General features: G+C 49.7%; 13 protein-coding genes. 8 read left to right on the top strand and 5 right to left on the bottom strand.

The window, feature by feature from the left end:
• Positions 1–13: 13 nt before the first annotated feature.
• From MYF79_RS17315 to MYF79_RS17350, 8 genes are all read left to right on the top strand, one after another.
• A complete protein-coding gene (locus tag MYF79_RS17315; protein WP_247808907.1) occupies positions 14–721 on the top strand; it encodes a DUF3823 domain-containing protein in 708 nt (235 codons plus the stop codon).
• 139 nt (positions 722–860) lie between these two features.
• Positions 861–1,301, top strand: coding sequence for an SRPBCC family protein (locus MYF79_RS17320; RefSeq protein ID WP_247808908.1), 441 nt, complete (start codon positions 861–863; stop codon positions 1,299–1,301).
• Between the two features lie 141 nt (positions 1,302–1,442).
• The gene (locus MYF79_RS17325; protein WP_247808909.1) at positions 1,443–2,033 is read left to right on the top strand and encodes an RNA polymerase sigma factor; all 591 of its coding nucleotides are present in this window, start codon (positions 1,443–1,445) and stop codon (positions 2,031–2,033) included.
• Positions 2,034–2,083: 50 nt separating this feature from the next.
• A complete protein-coding gene (locus tag MYF79_RS17330; RefSeq protein ID WP_247808910.1) occupies positions 2,084–3,265 on the top strand; it encodes a FecR family protein in 1,182 nt (393 codons plus the stop codon).
• Between the two features lie 210 nt (positions 3,266–3,475).
• A complete protein-coding gene (locus MYF79_RS17335) occupies positions 3,476–7,015 on the top strand; it encodes a SusC/RagA family TonB-linked outer membrane protein (protein ID WP_247808911.1) in 3,540 nt (1,179 codons plus the stop codon).
• A 12-nt stretch (positions 7,016–7,027) separates the two neighbouring features.
• A complete protein-coding gene (locus MYF79_RS17340; RefSeq protein WP_247808912.1) occupies positions 7,028–8,398 on the top strand; it encodes a RagB/SusD family nutrient uptake outer membrane protein in 1,371 nt (456 codons plus the stop codon).
• Positions 8,399–8,418: 20 nt separating this feature from the next.
• Positions 8,419–10,956, top strand: coding sequence for a zinc-dependent metalloprotease (locus tag MYF79_RS17345; RefSeq protein WP_247808913.1), 2,538 nt, complete (start codon positions 8,419–8,421; stop codon positions 10,954–10,956).
• A 117-nt stretch (positions 10,957–11,073) separates the two neighbouring features.
• On the top strand, positions 11,074–11,640 hold the full coding sequence (locus MYF79_RS17350) for a hypothetical protein (protein WP_247808914.1): 567 nt from the start codon (positions 11,074–11,076) through the stop codon (positions 11,638–11,640).
• A gap of 16 nt (positions 11,641–11,656) precedes the next feature.
• Here the strand turns inward: MYF79_RS17350 and MYF79_RS17355 are convergent, their stop codons facing one another.
• From MYF79_RS17355 to MYF79_RS17375, 5 genes are all read right to left on the bottom strand, one after another.
• Positions 11,657–14,011 carry an ABC transporter permease gene (locus MYF79_RS17355; protein WP_247808915.1) on the bottom strand — a complete coding sequence of 785 codons (2,355 nt, stop codon included), beginning with the start codon at positions 14,009–14,011 and terminating at the stop codon, positions 11,657–11,659.
• A 149-nt stretch (positions 14,012–14,160) separates the two neighbouring features.
• Complete coding sequence (locus MYF79_RS17360; RefSeq protein ID WP_247808916.1) at positions 14,161–15,630, bottom strand: NAD(P)/FAD-dependent oxidoreductase; 1,470 nt, start codon at positions 15,628–15,630, stop codon at positions 14,161–14,163.
• A gap of 15 nt (positions 15,631–15,645) precedes the next feature.
• Positions 15,646–17,031, bottom strand: a complete 1,386-nt coding sequence (locus MYF79_RS17365; protein WP_247808917.1) for a radical SAM/SPASM domain-containing protein — start codon at positions 17,029–17,031, stop codon at positions 15,646–15,648.
• On the bottom strand, positions 17,031–19,376 hold the full coding sequence (locus MYF79_RS17370) for a hypothetical protein (RefSeq protein WP_247808918.1): 2,346 nt from the start codon (positions 19,374–19,376) through the stop codon (positions 17,031–17,033). Before MYF79_RS17370 ends, MYF79_RS17365 begins: the two co-directional genes overlap by 1 nt.
• A gap of 22 nt (positions 19,377–19,398) precedes the next feature.
• On the bottom strand, positions 19,399–20,907 hold the full coding sequence (locus MYF79_RS17375; protein WP_247808919.1) for a ferritin-like domain-containing protein: 1,509 nt from the start codon (positions 20,905–20,907) through the stop codon (positions 19,399–19,401).
• Positions 20,908–21,215: the final 308 nt, after the last annotated feature.

Below are 21,215 nucleotides of genomic sequence, written 5' to 3' on the forward strand. Positions count from 1 at the left end.
TAAAACGACTACCATGCAAAAGATCATAAAGGGATTGTTTATCTTACTGACTGCTGTAGCAGTATCTTCCTGTACCAAGGAAGATAATTTCGATGGGCCTGATGCCGCTTTTAAAGGAAGGCTGCTTGACAATGATTCAAAAGAGAACTTCCTGACGGAAACAGGCGGCGTTCAGATCAAACTGGAAGAACTGAGCTGGAGCGCTACGCCTACACCGCAGTATATACCTGCTAAAATTGACGGTACCTTTGAAGATACGAAACTGTTCAGCGGGCATTATCGTGTTACGCCTGTCAACGGTGCTTTCTGGCCGGTACAGGGTGTAGAGATGGATATCAATGGAACGACTACCTACGATTTCACGTTGACGCCCTATCTGCGCATTACCCAGTTCACACATGAACTGGAAGGCACTACACTGATCATGCGGTTTAAACTGTCAGCACCTGTGGAGACGGGCCTGCCCAGGATATTGGATGTCAAGCCTTTCGTTAATACGAGCGACTACGTAGGCAGCGGTGCTACCATCAGTCAGTATACCGATCCCAATAAGATCGATATCAATAGTAGCTGGTCTGCCGATATTGCTGCAACAAACTATGAGATCAGAGTACCTAACCTGAAGGCAGCCAGAACATTTTATGCAAGAGTAGGAGTAAGGGTAGATGACAGTTTCAAGCAGTTTAACTATTCACAGATCATTGAAGTTAAAGTACCATAGCGAACTGAGGGGCATTCCGGGCGACTGGTTTGCCCCTTTAAAATGTCGTAATTGCCCCGCCTGCGCAAGTGAAAAGAATTTCATCTTTGTTGTAGTAACAACGCTTTCCATTATTTGTAAACACTAAAAGCACATTGTTATGGAAAAACATGAATTCAAGATCACTATCAATGGTCCCAGGGAAAAGGTCTGGAACGTTCTCTGGGATGACGCTTCCTATCGTGCATGGACATCGGTTTTTGCTCCCGGATCATACGCTAAAACTGACTGGAAAAAGGGCAGTCAGATACAGTTCCTGGATGAAAAGAATGACGGCATGATATCCAGGGTAGAAGAGAATATTCCCAATGAATACATGTCGATAGAACATCTCGGATATGTAAAGAACGGTGTTGAAGACAGGCATAGCGAGGAAGTGAAGAAATGGGCAGGCGCACATGAAAATTATACATTGAAAAATGTAGATGGACAAACAGAGCTGGTGGTGGATATGGATATTGTGGATGAGTATAAAGACTATTTCGTGAAGACCTGGCCTAAGGCGCTGGAAAAAGTAAAAGAGCTGGCGGAACTGCAGTAGCTCCCTCTGTCAGATGTGAATATTATAGCAGGCCGTTCCCCGTCATCGGAGAACGGCTTTTTTGTTCTGTTATTACAAAGTACCATTTTTTATTACTTTAGCCTCCAAATTCAACCAAAACAGTGAAGGAATGGAGGTCGCATGCCGGAGGTCCTAGATAATGAAACAGCATTACTTGAAAGAATGGCGAAGGGTGATAAGGATGCCTTTCAGGTAATCTATTACCATTACGCGCCAAGGATATACGGCAAACTCCTGAAATTGTTACATTCCGAAGACCTGGCTTCAGAACTGCTGCAGGAGGTGTTTATTATCGTCTGGCAGAAACATGCCCTGATCGATCCGGAGCGTTCATTCCGGTCTTACCTTTTCAAAATAGCAGACAACCTGGCCATAGACCTTTTCCGGAAGGCCAATCGAAGCGCCCAGTTGATCAACCGCCTGCTGGAAGCCAGTATTGATCATTATACGCATACGGAAGAAAGGCTGGAGCAAAAGGAGAATGCATTCCTGCTCCAGACTGCCATTGATGCCTTACCCCCGCAACGTAAACTTGTATTTACCCTCTGTAAACTGGAGGGGAAGAGTCATGATGAAGTAAGCCGTTTATTAGGTATTTCTCCATCTACCGTTAATAATCATGTAGTTAAGGCTACTCAATTCCTGCGGGAGTACCTGGCCGGCCGTCCCGACATTACGGGAATGCTCCTGCTTTGGTTTTTATTTAAATAATTTTTTTCCCCGGAGTAGTTATTTATTCAAGCTTGTTCGTAATGGCTATTATGGAAGATATTTTTCATGAGGAGGAACTGCGTAGCCTGTTCGGTAAATTCCTGCAAAAAGACTGCTCGGAAACGGAGATCCGGAGACTAATGGAGTACGCTGACATAGATCAGCTGAAGTCCGTATGGGAGGAATTGCTGTCAGATGTGGAGGTGGAAGGAACTGCCGGGGAGCTCTATGTGCTGTATCAGCAGCCGGTAGACAAGGTGTTCCGTAATCTTTCATTCCTTACAGATGAATTGCCGCAACAGGAGGGCTCCCGTGGAATATTTTCTTTGTCCCGCTATTGGTGGGCCGCTGCCGCCGTTTTCCTACTGCTGTTATCAGGTACCTGGTTTTTTATGATTAGGCCACAAAGGCAGGGAACGGTTATCGCTACTGTATATGACAGGGCACCGGGCACCGACAAAGCCTTACTGACGTTGGCGGATGGAAAAGTAGTGCCGCTGGACAGTACCGGCAAAGAGCAGTTGGTGCAGGGCAATACGGCTATACAGCAACAGGGTGGGCTGTTAAAATACAGTGCCGGTGCACATGCCGCCGGCTTCAATACACTGAGCACTCCCCGTGGCGGACAATTCCGGGTGGTATTGCCGGATGGTACCGCCGTATGGCTGAATGCCGCTACCTCGCTGCGTTATCCCACAGCCTTCGACGGTAATGAAAGAGTAGTAATGCTGCGTGGGGAGGCTTACTTTGAAGTAGCTAAAAACGCCAGACCTTTCCGCGTACAGATAGATGAACGCACAGCGGTAGAGGTGCTCGGCACACACTTTAATATCCATGCCTATTCCGATGAAAACCAGATCAGTACAACGTTGCTGGAAGGTAAAGTAATAATGACCAGAAGTGATGCATTACTCCGGCGCGTTGTGCTGAATCCGGGCCAGCAGGCAATAGCAGATAAAGAACAGTTAGGAATTAGTAAACAGGTGAATATTGACCAGGTAATGGCCTGGAAGAACGGTATGTTCAACTTCGAAGGTATGGACCTGCCCTCCGTGTTGCGGCAGTTAGCCAGATGGTATGACGTAGAGATCATCTATGAAGGAAAAATACCTACCAGGAAATTCGGCGGTGAAATGCAGCGGGATCTTTCCCTGCAACAGGTGCTGCGCATACTGGAAAGGATGGACGTAAAATGCAGGATTGAAAACGGGAACAGACTAATAGTAATGTAAGGGGGAACATCAGCCAAAATAAAAAGTCGTTCTACCCCCGTAGAACGACCACAGCCATGGCCGGCAAACAAACAGTCTTCGTAGGACGCTTATTTATTTATCAACCACAACCAGTACAAAAGTATGAATTTTCAAGCTTTTTGTAACCGGCAGGGGAAGCCTATGCCCGTCCGGAAGGACCACCGGTTATTGATCCAAACGCTACGTGTTATGCGATTATCAACCATTATCCTGCTGCTCTGCATTTTGCAGGCGAGCGCCAGTAACACCTACTCACAAAGCATCACCTATACCTGTAAAGATGCATCGCTTGAGCAGGTATTTAAAATCATTAAGCAGCAAACAGGATATGTCGTGTTTTACGACCAGGAGCTGCTGGTAAAAACCAAACGTGTTACCCTGACAGTAAAAAACCTGGAGCTGGAGTCTTTCCTCAGGAAAGCACTGGATGATCAGCCGCTGGATTACTCCATTGAAAACAAAACGATCATCATATCCAGGAAAGTAGTGCCGGAAAAAGTGCCTTATGTACTGCCGATGAAAATTCCGCTGGTGTCGGGTATTGTTACCGACGAAAAGGGCCGGCCCGTGGCGCGAGCGGTTGTTCGCCTGCTGCCAACGGAAGACAGGGGTACGATGACAGAGGAAGACGGCTCCTTTAATCTGGCCGCAGTGCCGCCGGGTAACTATACACTGGAAGTCAGACACCTGAGCTTTTTGACGGCGCAAAAGAAGATCGTAGTGGCCGATAAGGATGTAAAGGTAACGATCGCCCTGGTACCACAGCAGCGGGACTTGAAGGGGATTGTGATCAGCACCGGTTTCCAGAAGATTGAAAAAGCAGCTACAACTGGTTCTTACTCCCAGATAACTGCCAGAGAACTGGAAGAAACACCTGATATTAATATTATGAAGCGGTTGGAGGGCAAGGTGCCTGGTGTACGCTTCGACATTCGTAATAACCGTATCCAGATAAGAGGAGTGAATAATTTTGGTACCAGCTCTCCGCTGATCATTATAGACGGTTTCCCGGCCATTGATCAGAACCTGGCATTGCGTCCGGGGTATACACCGCTGTTGGGTGACCAGGCAGGCACCAGCTATGATGTATTGAATGCGTTCAACCCTGCGGATATTGAAAGTATCACTTTCCTGAAGGATGCAGCGGCTACCTCCATCTGGGGTTCCAGTGCGGCTAACGGGGTGATCGTGGTGGAAACAAAGAAGGGCAGGAAGGGTGAGATGACAACCCTTAACCTGGCAAGTACGCTCAGCATTGCAGCACCTGCAAACATGAAGAACATGAATGCGATGAACAGCCGTGAGTACATCGACTTCGAACGCGAGATGTTTGACGCTAATTTTTACCAGGATCCTTTTACACACTGGCGGTATACTAATCCCAGTGAGGCCGTGAAATACATGTTCCTGGGCAAACGTGGCGACATCACTCCACAGCAGCGGGATGAAGCCCTGGAGAAACTGGCCAGTACGAACAACCAGTCACAGATCAGGGAATACCTCTTACGACAGGCGGTGACACAACAGTATAACCTGTCCGTAAGCGGTGGCGGAAGGAATACCAGTTATTATGTATCCGGTAACTATTCCAAAAATCTGCCGGTGTTCAGGGGAAACAAGACCAGTTCCTATTTCCTGAACAGTAACATGACTACCGACCTGTTGGATGGAAAGGTGAAATTGTCTACCGGTATTAACCACAATTATTCAAGCAGTGTGGTGAACGCCGCTGCGTTGACCGCATTGAACCCCGGCACTTTTGCCCTGCGTCCTTATGATCTGCTGGTAGATGAGCATGGGCAGTCAAAGAACTACAGTGTTTTATTCAAACCGAATATAGAAGATAGTCTGCGGAGATTAGGCATGCTTCCCTGGACCTACAATACCATCGATCAGCTGAATTATTCCAATACCCATTATTTCAAGCAGACCACCCGTGTACAGACCTCCCTCACCACCCGCCTGACGCCCTGGGCAGACCTGCAGTTGTCGGGTATGTACCAGCGCAGTTCACAGGAGATCGAGCTGATAGATGAACTTAATAGCTATGTTACGAGAGATATGTTGAATACAGCTACCTCTGTTCAGAACGGCAAACTTGTTTATGGTATTCCCATAGGCGCTGTTGCGAAGCATACCAATACCTGGTCTACTGACTATGGTTTGCGAGCGCAGCTGAATATAGACAAGCAGTGGAAACTGATCCATCATCTTAACTTCCTTGCGGGTACTGACATCCGCGAGACAAAGTCAAAAGGGTACCGGCAGACGCATTATGGCTACGATCCCAATACAGGTGCTGCGCAGGCCTGGAACCCGACAGTCCCGTACAGGACCTTCTTTTTCGGAACGCGTACGCTGGGGTATTCCGATGGGGCACTGATGTCAGATATACAACGTTTTCTCTCCTATTTCTCCAACGTCAACTATTCGCTGTACGACAAGTACTTCCTTTCGGGTAGCCTGCGTTTTGATGATTTCAGCATGTTAGGCATAGCGCGCCGTGACAGGGCTATTCCCTTATGGTCTGCAGGTTTGAAATGGGATATGAGGAAGGAGCATTTCATGCCGGCAGAGAAATGGTTGACGGGACTAATGTTACGATTAACCTACGGTACGGCAGGTACGGCCCCCAATGGCGGAACCAGTTTCCCTGTTGTGAATGTTATGCCTGCCGATCCGATGACAGGGTTGGCATATGCAACGATCGGTTCTCCCGGCAACCAGCAACTCGGCTGGGAAACAACGGCTACCCTGAACGGAGGTCTTGATGCAGACATCCTGCATGGCTTGCTTGGTATCACATTTGACATATACCGTAAACATTCATCCGGCATACTGGCCACCTTGCCTTTTAATCCCACCTATGGCTGGAGCTCACTGTTATATAATACAGCGTCCATGAACAGCCACGGTTTGGAGCTGGGTATTAACGCCAATATCATCCGGACAAGGGATTGGGGATATACCACCAGTTTCAACCTGGCCTACAACACCAATAAGGTAACAGACACAAGGTTCAATGTGACGGAGAGTACGATGCAAACGGGTTCGCCCGTAACAGGTCACCCGGTCGATTACCTGACGGCATTAAGATGGGCAGGACTGGACAACGAAGGGCAGTCGCTCATTTACGATAATGCCGGCAAGATCCTGACGTCTACTGATGGAGCGATATTGAAGCCTGAAGACCGGGTGTTTAAAGGGCGTCTTAATCCGCCGGTGTTCGGAGGCTTTATGCATTTGATAAGATACAGGCAGCTGAGCTTTTCTGCAAGAATGGTCTTCTATATGGGGCATCATATGATGAAAAAGGACGTGACGCCAGGGCTGTATCCGGAGGGCGGTAGTGCGCCGGGATTTGCAGGTACATCAAAAGCCCTGGTACGCCGCTGGCGGAAGCCGGGCGATGAAGCCACCACCAATATTCCCGGTATCATTCATTCCAATTTTACAAGCCTGGACCGCTACAGCAATGCAGACATCAATGTGATCAGTGCTTCACATGCGCGCCTGGAACAACTCTCCCTGAACTATACAGCAGGTCCACGCATACTTAAAAGATGTCCCTTTATGAAGACCATGAACATAGGGGCCACCGTGAGTAACCTGGGTGTTATATGGCGTAAGAATAAAGAGGGAATTGACCCGATGTATGTGTTGGAAAACAACTTCGGCAGCCTTAAGCCGGCTCCTACCTATACTTTCAACTTCAATGTTTCATTTTAATCTTTACAGATCATGTCTATCATAAACAGGTTAATATATTTCGCGCTGGGTGGTGTGTTACTGTGCCTGAATACAGGATGCAGGGACTATGTAGAGGTTACACCTATCGGAAGACGGGCCTTGGTGAATACGGGCGATTATCAGCAGTTGTTATATAATGGTAACGACTTCCAGCCCTCCGGTTCCTTTCCGGCCTATGCGTCAGACGACTATGGTATCAGCGACGCCAATTTTGAAGCGAATATGCTAAAGGTGCTGGGAGCAGTATACAGCTGGGCTGTTACATTTGTGGGGGACGGGGAGGACCCGGATTGGTCCAGGTTTTACAAACAGATCTATGTCTGCAACCAGGTCATTGAGGGAGTATCCGGCAGCGCAGGAGGTACACCCGCAGAGAAAGAACGCATACGTGCGGAAGCGCTGGTACATCGTGCATATGCGTACCTGATGTTGGTGAATAGCTATGCGAAGCACTATAACAAAACAACTGCCGCTGCCGATGCCGGCGTACCGTTGTTGCTGAAACCCGACCTGTACGCACCTTTGCCCAGAGCCTCCGTACAGGCAGTCTACGACCAGGTGAAAGCAGACCTGGAAGCGGCGATACCTGCATTGCCGGATCAGGCTATCATTAACATGGTACCTTCTGCTACCGCGGCTTATGCTTTGCTGGCGCGCGCCTCGCTTTATATGTCCGATTATACGAATGCGGCAAAATATGCAGACAGTGCGCTGGCCAGACAATCCACCCTGCTGGACCTGCGGAAATATGCTGACAATGTGATTACTTTACCGCTCCTCTACCAGGATCCGGAAGTGATGCTGGCAAAGGAGGTCCGTTCGCTGACCCAGGTATATGCACTGAACCCTTCACTGGTACAGCTTTTTACTACGGGAGACCTTCGTTATACATTGTTTACAGCTGACGGTTCGAACTATGGCTGGTCACCCTTCACAGGCAGAGGCTTCTGGCGCCCCATGCTTACGAATACAGGCGCCTGGACAGGACCTAGCGTGGCAGAGATGATGTTGATCAGGGCAGAATGCGATGCCCGTAGTGGCAGGAAGGCAGATGCTTTGGCGCTGTTGAATGCATTGCGCGTGAAACGTTTCACCGCAGAGGACTATTCAGACCTGACGGCCGCAACACCGGAGGCCGCGCTACGACTGGTGTTGGAGGAACGTCGCCGTGAACTGATGGGCACCGGTCTTCGCTGGTTCGATCAGAAAAGGCTGAACCTTGAACCGGCTTTTGCCACGACGGTTACACGTACCTACATGGGCAAGACCTATACGCTGGAGCCCAACAGCAACCGATACGTATTTCCAATAGCCACAACTTATATTCAATTTAATCCGGAGATCACACAGAATCCGAGGTAAAAAACATTAGCAAATCACATATGAAATCAAGATCAAGCAGGAGTGCATGGCTGTTGTCATGCGCCATGTTAGCTGCGTCCTTTCATGTAACGGCGCAGAAGAGAAAAGGTAAAGACAAGGATAAAGCTGCTCCTTCCGCCGAAGTGAAAGCCGATACGACGAGCAAGAAGCCGGAACCACCCAAACTGAAAAAGTACAGTGAAGTGATCACCAAAGACATGGTCACCTCCAAAGGCTTTATTACCGTGCATTCCAAAGAGGATGAGTACTTCTTCGAAGTGCCGTTTTCCCTGATGGGTAAAGACATCCTGATCGTGAACCGCGTTGCCGAAGCCTCTGTGGACATGCGTAATGGCATATGGGGACTGGTAGGCGATGACATCGGGCAGGGTGTATACCGTTTTGAAAGAGGCAGGGGCAATAAGCTTTTCCTGCGCCGCATCTCTTTCACAGAATATACGGGCGACAGCACCAAGCCGATGTACGCCAGTGTACAGAAGAACAACCTGCAGGCTATTGCGGCGGTTTTCCCGATTGCAGCGTACAATGAAGATTCAAGTGCAGCAGTACTGAATATGAAAGAATTCCTGGAAAGCGATAATGATATCCTGTATTTCTCCAAACAGGCATTTAAGGACCGTGCCGGTATGGGCGCACAACAGAATGACCGCAGCTACATCAAGTATGTACATCCTTACACTACTAACCTGGAAGTACGGGCATTTAAAACATACAGCGCGGGCAGGAACCCAACATCCTCCAATTACAGTGTGGAGCTGAATTCATCCATGGTATTACTGCCGGAAAGTCCGGTGCGCCCACGTTTGCAGGATAAACGCGTGGGATTTTTCTCCGTTTCGCACAGGGACTTTGACGCGCATCCGCAAGGGGTGACCAACGCTACCTATGCTATCCGCTGGCGACTGGAACCTAAACCGGAAGACGTGGAGAAATATAAGAGAGGTGAACTGGTAGAGCCGGTGAAGCCGATCGTGTTCTATATTGATCCTGTAACACCTAAGAAATGGGTACCTTACCTGATACAGGGTGTAAACGATTGGAAAGTAGCCTTTGAAAGGGCCGGCTTCAAAAACGCTATTTATGCCAGGGAAGCACCTTCCCGAGAGGAAGACAGCACCTGGAGCCTGGAAGATGCCAGACATTCTGCTATCGTGTACCGCCCTTCCATTATTGCGAATGCTATGGGCCCCAGCGTAACTGACCCCCGTTCGGGAGAGATCCTGGAAAGCCATGTGTTCTGGTACCATAACGTAATGTCACTCTTACAGAAATGGTATTTTGTACAGTGTGCAGCTGTAGATACCGGCGCGAGAAAACTGGTGTTGGATGATAAGCTGATGGGAGAACTGATCCGTTTCGTGTCTTCCCATGAAGTGGGTCATGCATTGGGCCTGGCGCACAATTTTGGTTCCAGCTCCACCGTGCCGGTAGAGAACCTGCGTAATAAAGCCTGGGTGGAAAAGTATGGTCATACGCCCTCCATTATGGACTATGCCCGTTTCAACTACGTTGCACAGCCCGAAGACAATATCAGCCGTGCCGGTCTCTTCCCCCGTATCAATGACTATGATAAATGGGCTATCGAATGGGGCTACAAATGGCGCCCTGACTTCAAAGATGAATGGGAGGAACAGAAAGCGCTGACCGCTATTGTAACGGATAGCCTGAAAAATAAGAGACTCTGGTTCGGCAATGAAATGGAGCCGCTGGATCCTCGCAGCCAGAATGAAGATCTGGGCGACGATGCTGTGAAGGCGAGTACCTATGGTATCATGAACCTGAAACGTATTATTAAGCACCTGGGTGAATGGACGAATGAACCGGAGAAGGATGCCACGAATATGCGGGAGATGCTGTCTACCCTGTTCAACCAGTATGCCACCTATGTAGGGCATGTCATGAAGATCGTCGGCGGACAATATCACTACGAGAAGATCGGCAGTCAACCGGGACCCGTATACGAAGCAGTAGACTACAAACGTCAGAAAGAGGCGATGACGTTCCTGGATAAAGAGTTCTTTACTATCCCAGAATGGCTGAATGAGAAATCGCTGATGGAGAGAATACCGGACAAATTTGGTATCGACCTGACGGATATGTACCGCAGCGCCATGAACGGTATGCTGAACCGCATGCGTTTAACGGCCATGCTGGCTGCACAGTACGACGATAAGGTTGCGAACACGTATACAGTAGAGGAACTGCTGCAGGACATGGACAAGAGCATCTTTAAGGAACTGTATGCAGGAAAGAGCATAAGCTTCTACAGGCGTAACCTCCAGAAGATCTATATCAATAAACTGCTGGATATGGTTTATCCGAATGATGATAACGAGCTGATGTTCTCTGCCATGAATCAGATGTATACATATTACCAGACAGACATGAGTGATGCCCTGAAAGCAGCGCTTATGAAAGCGCAGCAGCTGATTGCCAGGTATCAGGCAGATCCCCGCCTGGATAAAGAAAGCCAGCGGCACCTGAAAGAACTGAATATCAAGATCAGGAAAATGGGTGAGAAAGACTTGCGGTATTAATCGCACAACCAACCATTGACAGGGCGTCTCATGATGAATGAGGCGCCTTTTTTGGTTAAGTATATTTCAGGATATACATCAAAGTATCTATATTGCCGGTATTATACCCTGATACCCATGACCCGAAGGCAAAAAATTATCCTTATTCTGTTGCTGCCATTTCTGGTAGTCACCATTCTCCGTGAAACAGGCAGTTTAAGTTTGAATTTATACAATAGCCGTGCGACATCCACGACCAGCACCACATGGTCGGATTTTACCGGTATTGTAAAAATATCTGTGCAGGACCTGAAGAACATGACCTGCGTTGCGGACGATGGCCTTAAAGGAAAACCGTTGCTGGTCTACTGCCTGGGGCAGAAATATGGAGAGCAGGGAACAAAGGAATGTCCGCCGGTGGCGGTGTTTATTCATCGTATTGATCATGGCCCCTTGTGGACACCCCTGTACAAAAGTGCAAGGTTCCATTTAGTAGTGCCTGTCACCCGTTCACTCAGTGCCTACAGGCAGGATGGTGACAGTATACAATTGTACAACTATCAGCTCAGTGGCGTAATTACCCTGAACGGAGAGCTTACTGTTATTGGTCTGTGCTCTTACCGGCAGGCTGAAAGTTTGCTGGCCAGTAATGTGATGGTCAGCGTATATAACATTATGCGGGCCAAACTGGACGCTACGAAGTAAGACAGGGCCTCCTGCCTTACTCTGTTCTCAAACTCTTTAACGGACTGGATATAGCGGCTTTTACTGACTGATGGGCGATGGTTATTGCAGCGATGAACACAGAAATAAGAATAGCCACGATAAAGATGCCTGCACTGAGCGAAATATGATAAGCAAAATTGCCCAGCCAGTTGTACATCAGGTAATATGACAGCGGCGTTGCTACCAGGAAGGCCAGCGCTATCAGTAGTATGAATTCCTTACCGAACAACACAATGACGTCGGGAATAGAGGCACCCAATACTTTTCTGATCCCGATTTCTTTGTGACGTTGAACGGCGGCAAAAGCTACCAGGCCGTATAACCCCAGGCAGCCGATGATAATGGCCAGTCCGGAGAATAGTCTGTATGCCGTATACAGTTTCTGTTCCTGCTTGTACATAGCGGCTATATGATCGTCCAGGAACTCGTACGCAAAGAGATCATCAGGGAAGAGGGCTGACCAGTCTTTTTCTATGCGGGCGATGGTAGCAGGCATATGCTGCGGATACAACCTGACACTAACTGTATTAAAAGCACGTGGATTGTTAAACAGGATACAAGGTCTTTTTTCCTTGTGTTTTGATTCACTCTGGAAGTCCTGCATGACGCCCTTGATCTCCAGTTTCCGCTGGCCCTGCATGATGTTGAGGCCAATGGCATCTTCCATTTTTTTAATGCCCAGTTTGCGGATCAATGCCTCGTTAACGACTACCCGGGGAATGGAGTCTTTAACTGTTGTAGCTATAATGCCTTCACCCGCCAGCATTTTCATGTCGAACATCTTCATGAAATTTTCATCCACGAATTTTATCTCCACTACGTCGTCTTTTGTAATACCTCTTTCCGGGCAGGAGAAAGGCCCAAAGCTTTGATTATAAGACGGTGCACCGGTGGAGAAAGACATTTCTCTGATACCGGTATTGTCCTTTAATTGTTGGGCCAGTACTTCCCGTTTTGCCCCGTTGGGAATAACAAAGGAAATCACTGCTTCCTTATTGAAGCCAAGATCCTGGTTCCGGAAGAAGTCCATTTGTTTGGCTACTACCAGTGTGCCGATGATCAGCACCTGCGATACCAGGAACTGGACGAAGACCAGTGATTTGCGAAGGGTTAAGCCACGGGATGATTGACCGGTTGTGCTTTTCAGACTGAGCGCAGGCTGAAAGGACGATTGCACGAAAGCAGGGTACAGACCTGCCAGTAAGATAATAACAAAGGTCAGGGCAGCCAGCAGCGTATAGATCAAGGGTTGATTCAACTGCTCTATGCCGATGCGCACGTCTAACCAGGATGCCACCTGTGGTAATGCCAGGTGTGCGATGCCAAGTCCCAGCGCCACCGTAATGAGGACCAGTACGCTGGTTTCGCCGAGGAACTGGCGTATGAGTTGAAAGCGGTGTGCCCCCAGTACTTTTCTGACACTGGTCTCTCTCGCACGTTTCATGGCCTGTGCGGTGGCCAGGTTAATGAAGTTGATACAGGCAGTAACAATGATAAAGATCGCAATGGCGATCAGTGCTCTGTAGGTATTGCGCGATGAAGTGGCGCTCTGTATATAGCGCTGATCGAAATGCACCTCTTTCAGTGGTTGCATCAGTAGCTTTGCTTCCGCCGCAATCTGGGCGCCCCAGTGCTGCCTGATGAAATCCTGTGTACGGCTTTCGATGTTCTTAATATCATAGTGAGGAGGAACGACGATAAATGTATTGCCGCCCACAATGGCATAGAACTCGCTCATGGCGTCCTTCATCTCCTTTTCAATGGTAGCAAAGGATACAAGGAAGCCAAAGGTCATACCTGTGTTCGGAGGAAGGTCCCTGATAATCCCGGTTACCGTCACCAGGTAGTTGTTGTCGAGCTGGAAAGTTTTGCCAATCGGGTCCTGGTTGCCGAAATACCTGCGCGCCACACTTTCGGTCAGTACGGCGGTATTGGGAGCAGACAACGCAGTGTGCGGATTGCCGGACAACCATTCATAATCAAAGATGTTCGTAAACGAACCATCCGCAAAGGCATATTCATGCTCCATGTAACGGGTGTTGTCCACTTTTACCAGACCATCGGAACGATGCCAGTACTGGGAAACGCTTTCCAGTTCCGGAAAGGCTGTCCGCATAGCCGGCGCCACCGCCAGGGACACGCTGGGGTTGAAGTCCAGGGCATTCATTGTAACGCGATAGGTCCTGTCGGCCTTGCGGTGATAGGTGTCGAAGGTCAGTTCATTTTTCGTGATCAGAAATATAATGAGACAGGAGGCAATACTTAAGGTAAGCCCAATGATATTCAATGTGGCATAGTTAAGATTGCGCTTCAGATGCCTGATGGCGAGAATGAAATAGTTCCTGAACATATAAGGTTACGTTTGAGTGGCAGATGTCAGGATGGGATGCAAAGCCAATGCCACCCTGCAATGGGTTTATAGTCAATGGATTGTATGTTCATGTTACCATTTGATTGTTCGCTTTCAGCATAGTATCCGTCCGTTTCCGGACGCTTTTATCAGCTTGTGGTACACAGGATGTCCTTATCCCACAAAAAGAAGGCAATACGGACAGCCTGTTCGAATGGTAATAACCGGCTCCATTCCTGTACGATACTGCCAAAAGTGGCGTCTTTGCTGGCAGCTGACAGCAATGGTGAGATCTCTACTGTGTCCAGGTAGGCCATTTCCCGTTCCAGGTTAGGGTGCTGGATGGCGGTGCGCAGTTGCAGGACCTCGTCAATCACGCAGGGTGTTTCTTTGAATACCAGGGCTGACGAGAGGCGGACCTGTTCATGCCACAGGCGTTGCAGTTCCTGTTGTACATTGATCAGGCGCTCAGGCCCTTTTTCTTTTGGCGGGGTAAATTTATCCTTCAACTTCAGAAAGAATGCCGTCGGAGAAGGAGACTGTTCAATGAAGGGCGCAGATCTTTCCCTCCAGAACGCATGTTGCTGTCCCGGCCAGGCCTGTGCATAGTAGCCGCTGGTCCAGTGTGTATGACTGCTGACGGATTCGATCATGCGGTCTTCATAGAATGTCTGTGCCATGTCCGTATGACCGTTTTTAAGAATGGTATTGACCGCGATGACCGCCTGAAGGGAAAAGCGCATGGCTTTTTCCACGCCGGTAGAAGAAAGTGGGTCGAGAGAGAAAGCGGCCTCACCCAGGCGGATGTAGTTAGCCTGCCAGGGAGAGGTATGCGCGTAGGTCAGTACCGTACATGTCTGCAGCTCGCTGATGTGCCAGCGGCTGGCCGCCTGCTGAAATAATTGCGTCCGGGACAGGAGGTCATGGAATACCTGGGGAACGTTACTGCCTCTTAGCTCCGCCGGATCGATGAAGGCAATGGTCCTGAATTGTTCGTCTGCGGTAGGAGAGCCCCAGATCCAGCCTTTTTCTGTTGCCTCCACCAATGTATCGCCCGGCATGAGATGTGCCGGTAAATGGCTCCATATTGCGACTGTAGGGGGGGCTGTGAGCACCCTGTTCTGCATATGGTTGCCCCTGCGACCGCGGGCATCGAGAATAAACCGGCTATGGACGGTGATAATGCGGGCGTCCTGGCGGAGCTGCGACTGCCAGCCGGCATTCGTCTGTTTGCAGGATTCAAAACGGGCGGGTTGATATAGTGCCAGTCCGCGTTCTACTGCCAGGTCGAGCAGGTCCTTGTCGAGCTGTCCTCTGTCGACCATCACGCCCGGGCCGCGTTGCGGGGCGCTGACGGTTTGTGGTGTGGTGGTGTCCCATATTACCTGTGCACTCAGCTGGTGCAGGTAATTGTGTCGGGTAAGCAGGCCGGCGGCATCCAGGTAGTCAAAAATGTTCCTGATGCCGGGTGATAGGGATTCGCCGATCTGCGGGCGGGGAAAGGGTTCACTTTCAGCCAGCGCCACTTTGTGGCCGAGGGCGAGCAGGCGTAATGCAGCGCAGGTACCTGCGGGGCCAGCTCCAATGATAAGCACGTCAATTGTTTGTTCCGGGGTCATAATATGTTTGAATAGCTACTTGTACCAATGGGGCGCCATTCTGGCGATCCTTTCGTGGGCCTGGATGGTGTAGTGCAGCCATCCGCGGATATAGTCGCAGGCGTTACGGCCTCTTTCCAGTACCTCGTGGTGACAACCGCCTCCGCAAAGGTACCTGGCCCAGCACCGGCTACAGGGCTCCTGGTTATGTACATGCCTTGAGGCTAACCAGTTGTTCTGTAAGGTAGGATTTATTCCGTTTAGAAGATCACCCATATGGCCTGCCGGTTCATTGACGAAGCGATGGCAGGCTGATAGCTCACCGTCGGCGGATACGCCCATATAGCCTGCGCCTGCGCCACAGGGATAAGGCCTGTGGGTGCCTTTGGCAATTTCTTTCAATGCATTGACCATATTGAGGAAGGGAAAGCGTTTACCCATGATGACATGCTGCTCAAAGAGCAGGCCGCAGGCTATCATACCCTGCAACATCTGCTCCAGGTCATCTTTGGACATTTCACCTTTGCCACTGCTGGAACGCAGTAAGGGCGAAAAGCCGACACTATGAAAACCCATGTCTATAAACTCCTGCAGGGTCTTGGCAAGCTCCATGTTAGCTGGTGTGACCGTTACGCGGGCAGATACCTGCATCCTGCGCTGGGTAGCCAGCAATGGCCGGATCTTTTCAATGATCTGCTGATAGGTGCCTGCGCCATTCTTCAGGGGGCGCAGCTGGTCATGCTGGTTGCCGATGCCATCAAGACTGATGGTGACCGCAAAACCGTATGCTTCAAAGAAGGCTGCATCATCTTCCTTTAGCAGGGTGCCATTGGTGGTCAGGGAGAAATTTACCTGTACATCTTTCTGACGGCCCTGTTCAAACGCATATACTGTGGCATCTCTCAATGCTTTCCTGTTAATGAGCGGTTCGCCGCCCAGGAAAGTGACCTGTACCTTGCTGCCAGGTATACAATCTTTGAGTAAGAGGTCTATGGATTGCCGGGCAATATTGGCCGTCATGTTTTTCGTCGGCCCACCAAAGTCGCCCTGGTCTGCATAGCAGTAGGTGCAGCCCATGTTGCATTTCTGGGCAATAGCCAGCGAGAGCGCATATGTCTTCGGACTTTTCAGTGGTTCGTCGTTAATGAGTACGGGCATATCCAGCCCGAGGGAGATCAGCTCACCAGCGATACCTGCTTCATCCTGTAGCTCCAGCAGTTGCTGCATGCGTGCTTCAATGGCGGGTGGGATGTTGTGAAGGCGACTGCCATTCACAACAAACAACTGGGTATCGCCGGCAGTAGGCACCAGGTGTACCTGCGGTGATCGTGGCGTCGATTTTTTATTGATATGGGAGGCTAATTCACCGGCAATTATTGCCAGTGAATCAGCCCCGCTATGTAGTGTTGCTGCAGGAGACATTATTTATCGATTAATGAAGGATTGGGATGTACCTGCGTACCGGGTTTAACGGCTTTATCGCTGTTTTGTTCGTTGTTATTGCCGGAGGTGGATGGAGATGCTACCGCATCGCGGCCATTGATAATAAAACTCAGTTCTCCCTGCCAGTCCTTGAAAAGATCATCATAAGAAAAGAGGCGGGAATCTGAGCGGTTATCTGGCACATATTCTCCAGTGCGTCGTTTGGCCAGCCACATATCGCCGTGACTCAGGCCGTCTTCGCCTGGTTCCACATTGACATAGTCAGGCCGGCTGGCCGCCCAGTAATAACATGCGCATTCCCGGTAGTCGTTCTGCCAGGGAGCACAGAGGCCATGCGTCAGTTCTCCGGGACTGACGATGGTAGGCGACAGGGCAGCTGTATTGGGCGTCAGATAGCTGTTGACGGTAAGGGAGAATACAGGATATTTTACGGTATCAGTCAGATCGTCTTTCGTGACCAGTACCGGTAAGGTAGCTTCTCCCGCCGTAAACTGCGCCTGCACGGTTTGTCCGGGCGTCAGTTTAAAACCGGCAATAAGATTGGACCATTCCATAAAGGCAGCGCCATGCGGATTCTCTTTCGTCATCAGGTGAACATTGTCGCCTCCGGGAAACACCGGCCCCTCGCCGCGTACCATGGTAGGATGCCCGTTCACGGCTACCAGCCGCCGGCCTTTGAGATTGAAGCCGGTCGTATCGTCGAGCACATAGTTGTCATTTTCACTCATGGTAACGTTCTGGAAAGTATGTCGCCACAGGTTCCTGAAGTCAAACTCGAGCCCCGGGAAGCAGTTGGAAATGGCAGCTCTTGGCAGTACGCTGTATGGATTGCCGGCACCGCGGTAGTGCAATTGAGCGATGAGGTCATCTGCCTTCAATGGCTGGCCCGGCACAGGTGGTGCAGGTGGAGGAGGCGTCGTGCTGCCACCCGTCTGGAACATGGCATTGGAAGCCGCCTGTATCACACTGTGGATCATCCGGTGGGTGAGTGTCAGCGCTCTTCCGTCAGCACCCCTCATGAGGCCCGGCATTTTACGACGCTCTGAGTCTGAGAGGTCGCCGATCTTATGCGGCTTGCGGAGTGCGGAGGCAAACCAGGTGGCGGCGCCGGTGCTTAACCCGTTAAAGACCCTTTCATGCAGGGTACGAAGGGCCAGGTTGTCGACGATGGAGCTGGCCATAATAGGTTCATACAGGCGGCCAAAATCGTTGGTGTCCTGTCTTACCATAGTGCTGGCCACATTTTCCCTCCCATTAATGGGGTTACCGTTCATGACAGCAGTATTCATGAGCGTTATGGATTCAAAGGCGCGGCGAACGATTTCCTCCGCTACTTCAATAGGTACTTCCTTGTCAGGTTCTGTACCGAGGATGATCTGTTCCAGTTCGTCAGATACTGCGCGGATAGGCAGGATATCGGGCGCAAAAGCCGGCGGACCAGCCACTATGTGCGCGGTAGCAACGAGTGGTGTAAGATTGTTATCACCGGGCTGCAGGGTGGCAGTGACTATACCGTCACATTCATCGTCCAGGTACCCCCAGCTTACCTGGTCGCCCTTCGCAGTGCTGTAACCTGCAAATATCTGTGCGGGCATGGTATAGTTGGGATTGAACTTCGCTGACTCGCTGTATCCCTGCCAGCTACCTTTTGCAGGATCATATAATACTTGTGCTTCACTGGTAATGACCGGATCATTGGTTGGGGGAGCGCCCTCACTTTCTATTCTCTTTGTGGAAGATCCGTATACATTACCGGCGGCTGGTGTGAAACGGAACCTTAAGCCTGGATGGTCGTCCGATGGCTTGATAAACTGCACAGCGCCTAAGGGAAGTGTTGCCTTATCCATAAAATTCTGGCATTCTCCAATTAGCCTGTACACATAGGAATCTTTGATATTATCCACGGTGGCGATGATCTTGTCTTTGACATCGCCTGTTCTGCGGAATAATTTCAGGTTGCCGACAGTAACGGACCAGCTGATATTATCAAGACTAAGGCCCGCGCTCTGCAGCAGGGATGTTGTAAGTGGAACGAGCATGTCCGGGTTGTCGGAAGTAATAGCAAAGAGTTCCAGGAAAGGTGCTACCGGGCGAATGTAGCCATCACTTTGCGCCGGATGCTTGAATTCGATGTGATCCGGCACACTGGCGCTGACGGTATGTTGAAGATTATCGATAGTGAATGTTTCCTGCGGTACTATTTGTCTGAAACCAAGGGGTTGATTGTCTGGTATTACAAGGTCATATGCGTCAACCGGCAGGGGGGAAGCGCCCAGACGCCCTATTGCGATGGGAGGTAGGATACGGATTTCTTTGATTTGCATAACGTTTGTTTTTACTGATTAGTTAACAGCTGCAGATGTTTGTCAGCTCTTCTATTACCTGCAGAAGTTTTGCATCTGCTTCCAGCAGCGAATAGAGATAGCGGTGATTGCGCTCGGGGGATTGGCTCAGCAATGTCTGGATAAGCGGTGCTGATGCCTGTATGAGGTCTCTGTGCGCGCGCCACCTGTTATGCTCTCCGGCGGGTAATGACAGGGTATATGGTACCAGGAAAGGTGGACCGGCATACTTGGTATTGGCGTCGATCGTACCAGGATCCTGCTCCAGGGGCAGTTGTACCATTACAGCGGCAATACTGCGCAGGTTGTACATTTCACCGAAAGTGGAATTGATGATCATACCGCGGGGAGAAATGGCGCCGGCATTGTTGAAGCCATTGTCCAGCACAAAACTATGTGTCAGGAAATTCAGCAGCATCCGGTAGCGGAGATTGAACAGGTGCCCCCAGTTCTGTGCTTCTATATTGGTGATGATGTCGATTTCTTCATCGGCGTTCTGACCTTCAGAAGGGGATGAGTCCGGATCGTCCGAATTGGAGGGTATCTCCGGATTGACGGCCAGGTTACGGGAGAAAGACCAGGTGTTATCCGGATTTATCTCCTTTAGTTTATTATATACATCCAGGAAACGCTCGAAGTGTGAAGGCTGTGCACCTTTAGCGTGTGTAGGGGCTTCCCCCTGTTCTGCAATTTCGGTAATGGCGTTGTAGGCGTCATCTCTGCTGGCCAGTGGCATGACAAGAACATCAGGACTACCCGGCAGGGATCCTTTCATGGTATTACCCCTGTGGCCACCCTGGTAACCCCGGCCCCATTCATCAAACTTGGCCTGGAAAGGATAGGTCTCTGCCTGAAAGGCGTCGTCCGGAATGACTTTCGGATCATTGATCAGTTTACGGAGCACCTCAAACAGCGCGGCCACTGTATTGGGATGAGGGACTTCCTGTTTAACAAGGTTAACAATTTCTATCGCGACAGGATCGTCGCTTTCCAGCCAGCTGGGAGGTGCTTCAGCATACACATATTTTGCGAGTGATCCCATGGATAGCGGCTCCAGCTTGAAGGGGAAAGGATAAAAGGGCGTGTCCCATGGATAGTCCTGCCTTTCGAAGTGTAATGGAGCGCCTATCAGCTTCAATACATTCTGAACAGAAATGAAATGCCCCATTTCCTCTTTGGCAATACCGAGTATGACCTCCTGTATCCTGCGCACATCATCCTGATGTTCTTCCGGCACCTGTGGACCGCCAAGACTATAGGCAGCGTAGAGGTACTGCAGCATCAGGCCATGTTCTATCTCTGCGTCGATGCACAGTAGAAAAGACACATAGTCTTTGCCGTTAAATTCAGGGGGGATTACAATAGGAGCTTCATCAGCTTCAAAGGTGGAGTATTCCATCGGCTGGATTCCCTTCCCTGTGAATTGGACGGACTTTAACGCTTCTGTCCGCATCTGATTGAGTTGCGCTCTTTTAAATACGGGTCCAAGGTAACGTTCGAAATTACGTTGCATGATCAGTAGGTGTTTAGAATAGTTAGTGAGTCGGTGTGGAATGAAACAATAGCAAAGTTTACCTGCAGTGCTGCGGGTTTCACATGATCTGTTTGGTAATAGTTATTTTGTCAGTTTGTAATTGTACAAGAATGTGCCGGTCAATTCGAGGTCTTTTTAAAGATAAATACTTTTTCCGGAGCTGTCAAAATGAATTTTAAATACGGATGAAAACATATATATACTTTCCGATGCATTTACACTTTGAAGAAATATCAAACCAGTTGATATTTCCCATTGATGACACCATTGCATTGCGTGTATATCCG

The sequence above is a fragment of the Chitinophaga filiformis genome (genome assembly GCF_023100805.1).
Taxonomy (GTDB): domain Bacteria; phylum Bacteroidota; class Bacteroidia; order Chitinophagales; family Chitinophagaceae; genus Chitinophaga; species Chitinophaga filiformis_B.

What these genes read in the sequence shown, in the direction of transcription:
- MYF79_RS17315 (WP_247808907.1), top strand. Translation starts at nt 14, where the DNA reads ATGCAAAAGATCATAAAGGGATTGTTTATCTTACTGACTGCTGTAGCA.
- MYF79_RS17355 (WP_247808915.1), bottom strand. Translation starts at nt 14,011, where the DNA reads ATGTTCAGGAACTATTTCATTCTCGCCATCAGGCATCTGAAGCGCAAT.
- MYF79_RS17325 (WP_247808909.1), top strand. Translation starts at nt 1,443, where the DNA reads ATGCCGGAGGTCCTAGATAATGAAACAGCATTACTTGAAAGAATGGCG.
- MYF79_RS17330 (WP_247808910.1), top strand. Translation starts at nt 2,084, where the DNA reads ATGGAAGATATTTTTCATGAGGAGGAACTGCGTAGCCTGTTCGGTAAA.
- MYF79_RS17375 (WP_247808919.1), bottom strand. Translation starts at nt 20,907, where the DNA reads ATGCAACGTAATTTCGAACGTTACCTTGGACCCGTATTTAAAAGAGCG.
- MYF79_RS17350 (WP_247808914.1), top strand. Translation starts at nt 11,074, where the DNA reads ATGACCCGAAGGCAAAAAATTATCCTTATTCTGTTGCTGCCATTTCTG.
- MYF79_RS17335 (WP_247808911.1), top strand. Translation starts at nt 3,476, where the DNA reads ATGCGATTATCAACCATTATCCTGCTGCTCTGCATTTTGCAGGCGAGC.
- MYF79_RS17345 (WP_247808913.1), top strand. Translation starts at nt 8,419, where the DNA reads ATGAAATCAAGATCAAGCAGGAGTGCATGGCTGTTGTCATGCGCCATG.
- MYF79_RS17365 (WP_247808917.1), bottom strand. Translation starts at nt 17,031, where the DNA reads ATGTCTCCTGCAGCAACACTACATAGCGGGGCTGATTCACTGGCAATA.
- MYF79_RS17360 (WP_247808916.1), bottom strand. Translation starts at nt 15,630, where the DNA reads ATGACCCCGGAACAAACAATTGACGTGCTTATCATTGGAGCTGGCCCC.
- MYF79_RS17320 (WP_247808908.1), top strand. Translation starts at nt 861, where the DNA reads ATGGAAAAACATGAATTCAAGATCACTATCAATGGTCCCAGGGAAAAG.
- MYF79_RS17370 (WP_247808918.1), bottom strand. Translation starts at nt 19,376, where the DNA reads ATGCAAATCAAAGAAATCCGTATCCTACCTCCCATCGCAATAGGGCGT.
- MYF79_RS17340 (WP_247808912.1), top strand. Translation starts at nt 7,028, where the DNA reads ATGTCTATCATAAACAGGTTAATATATTTCGCGCTGGGTGGTGTGTTA.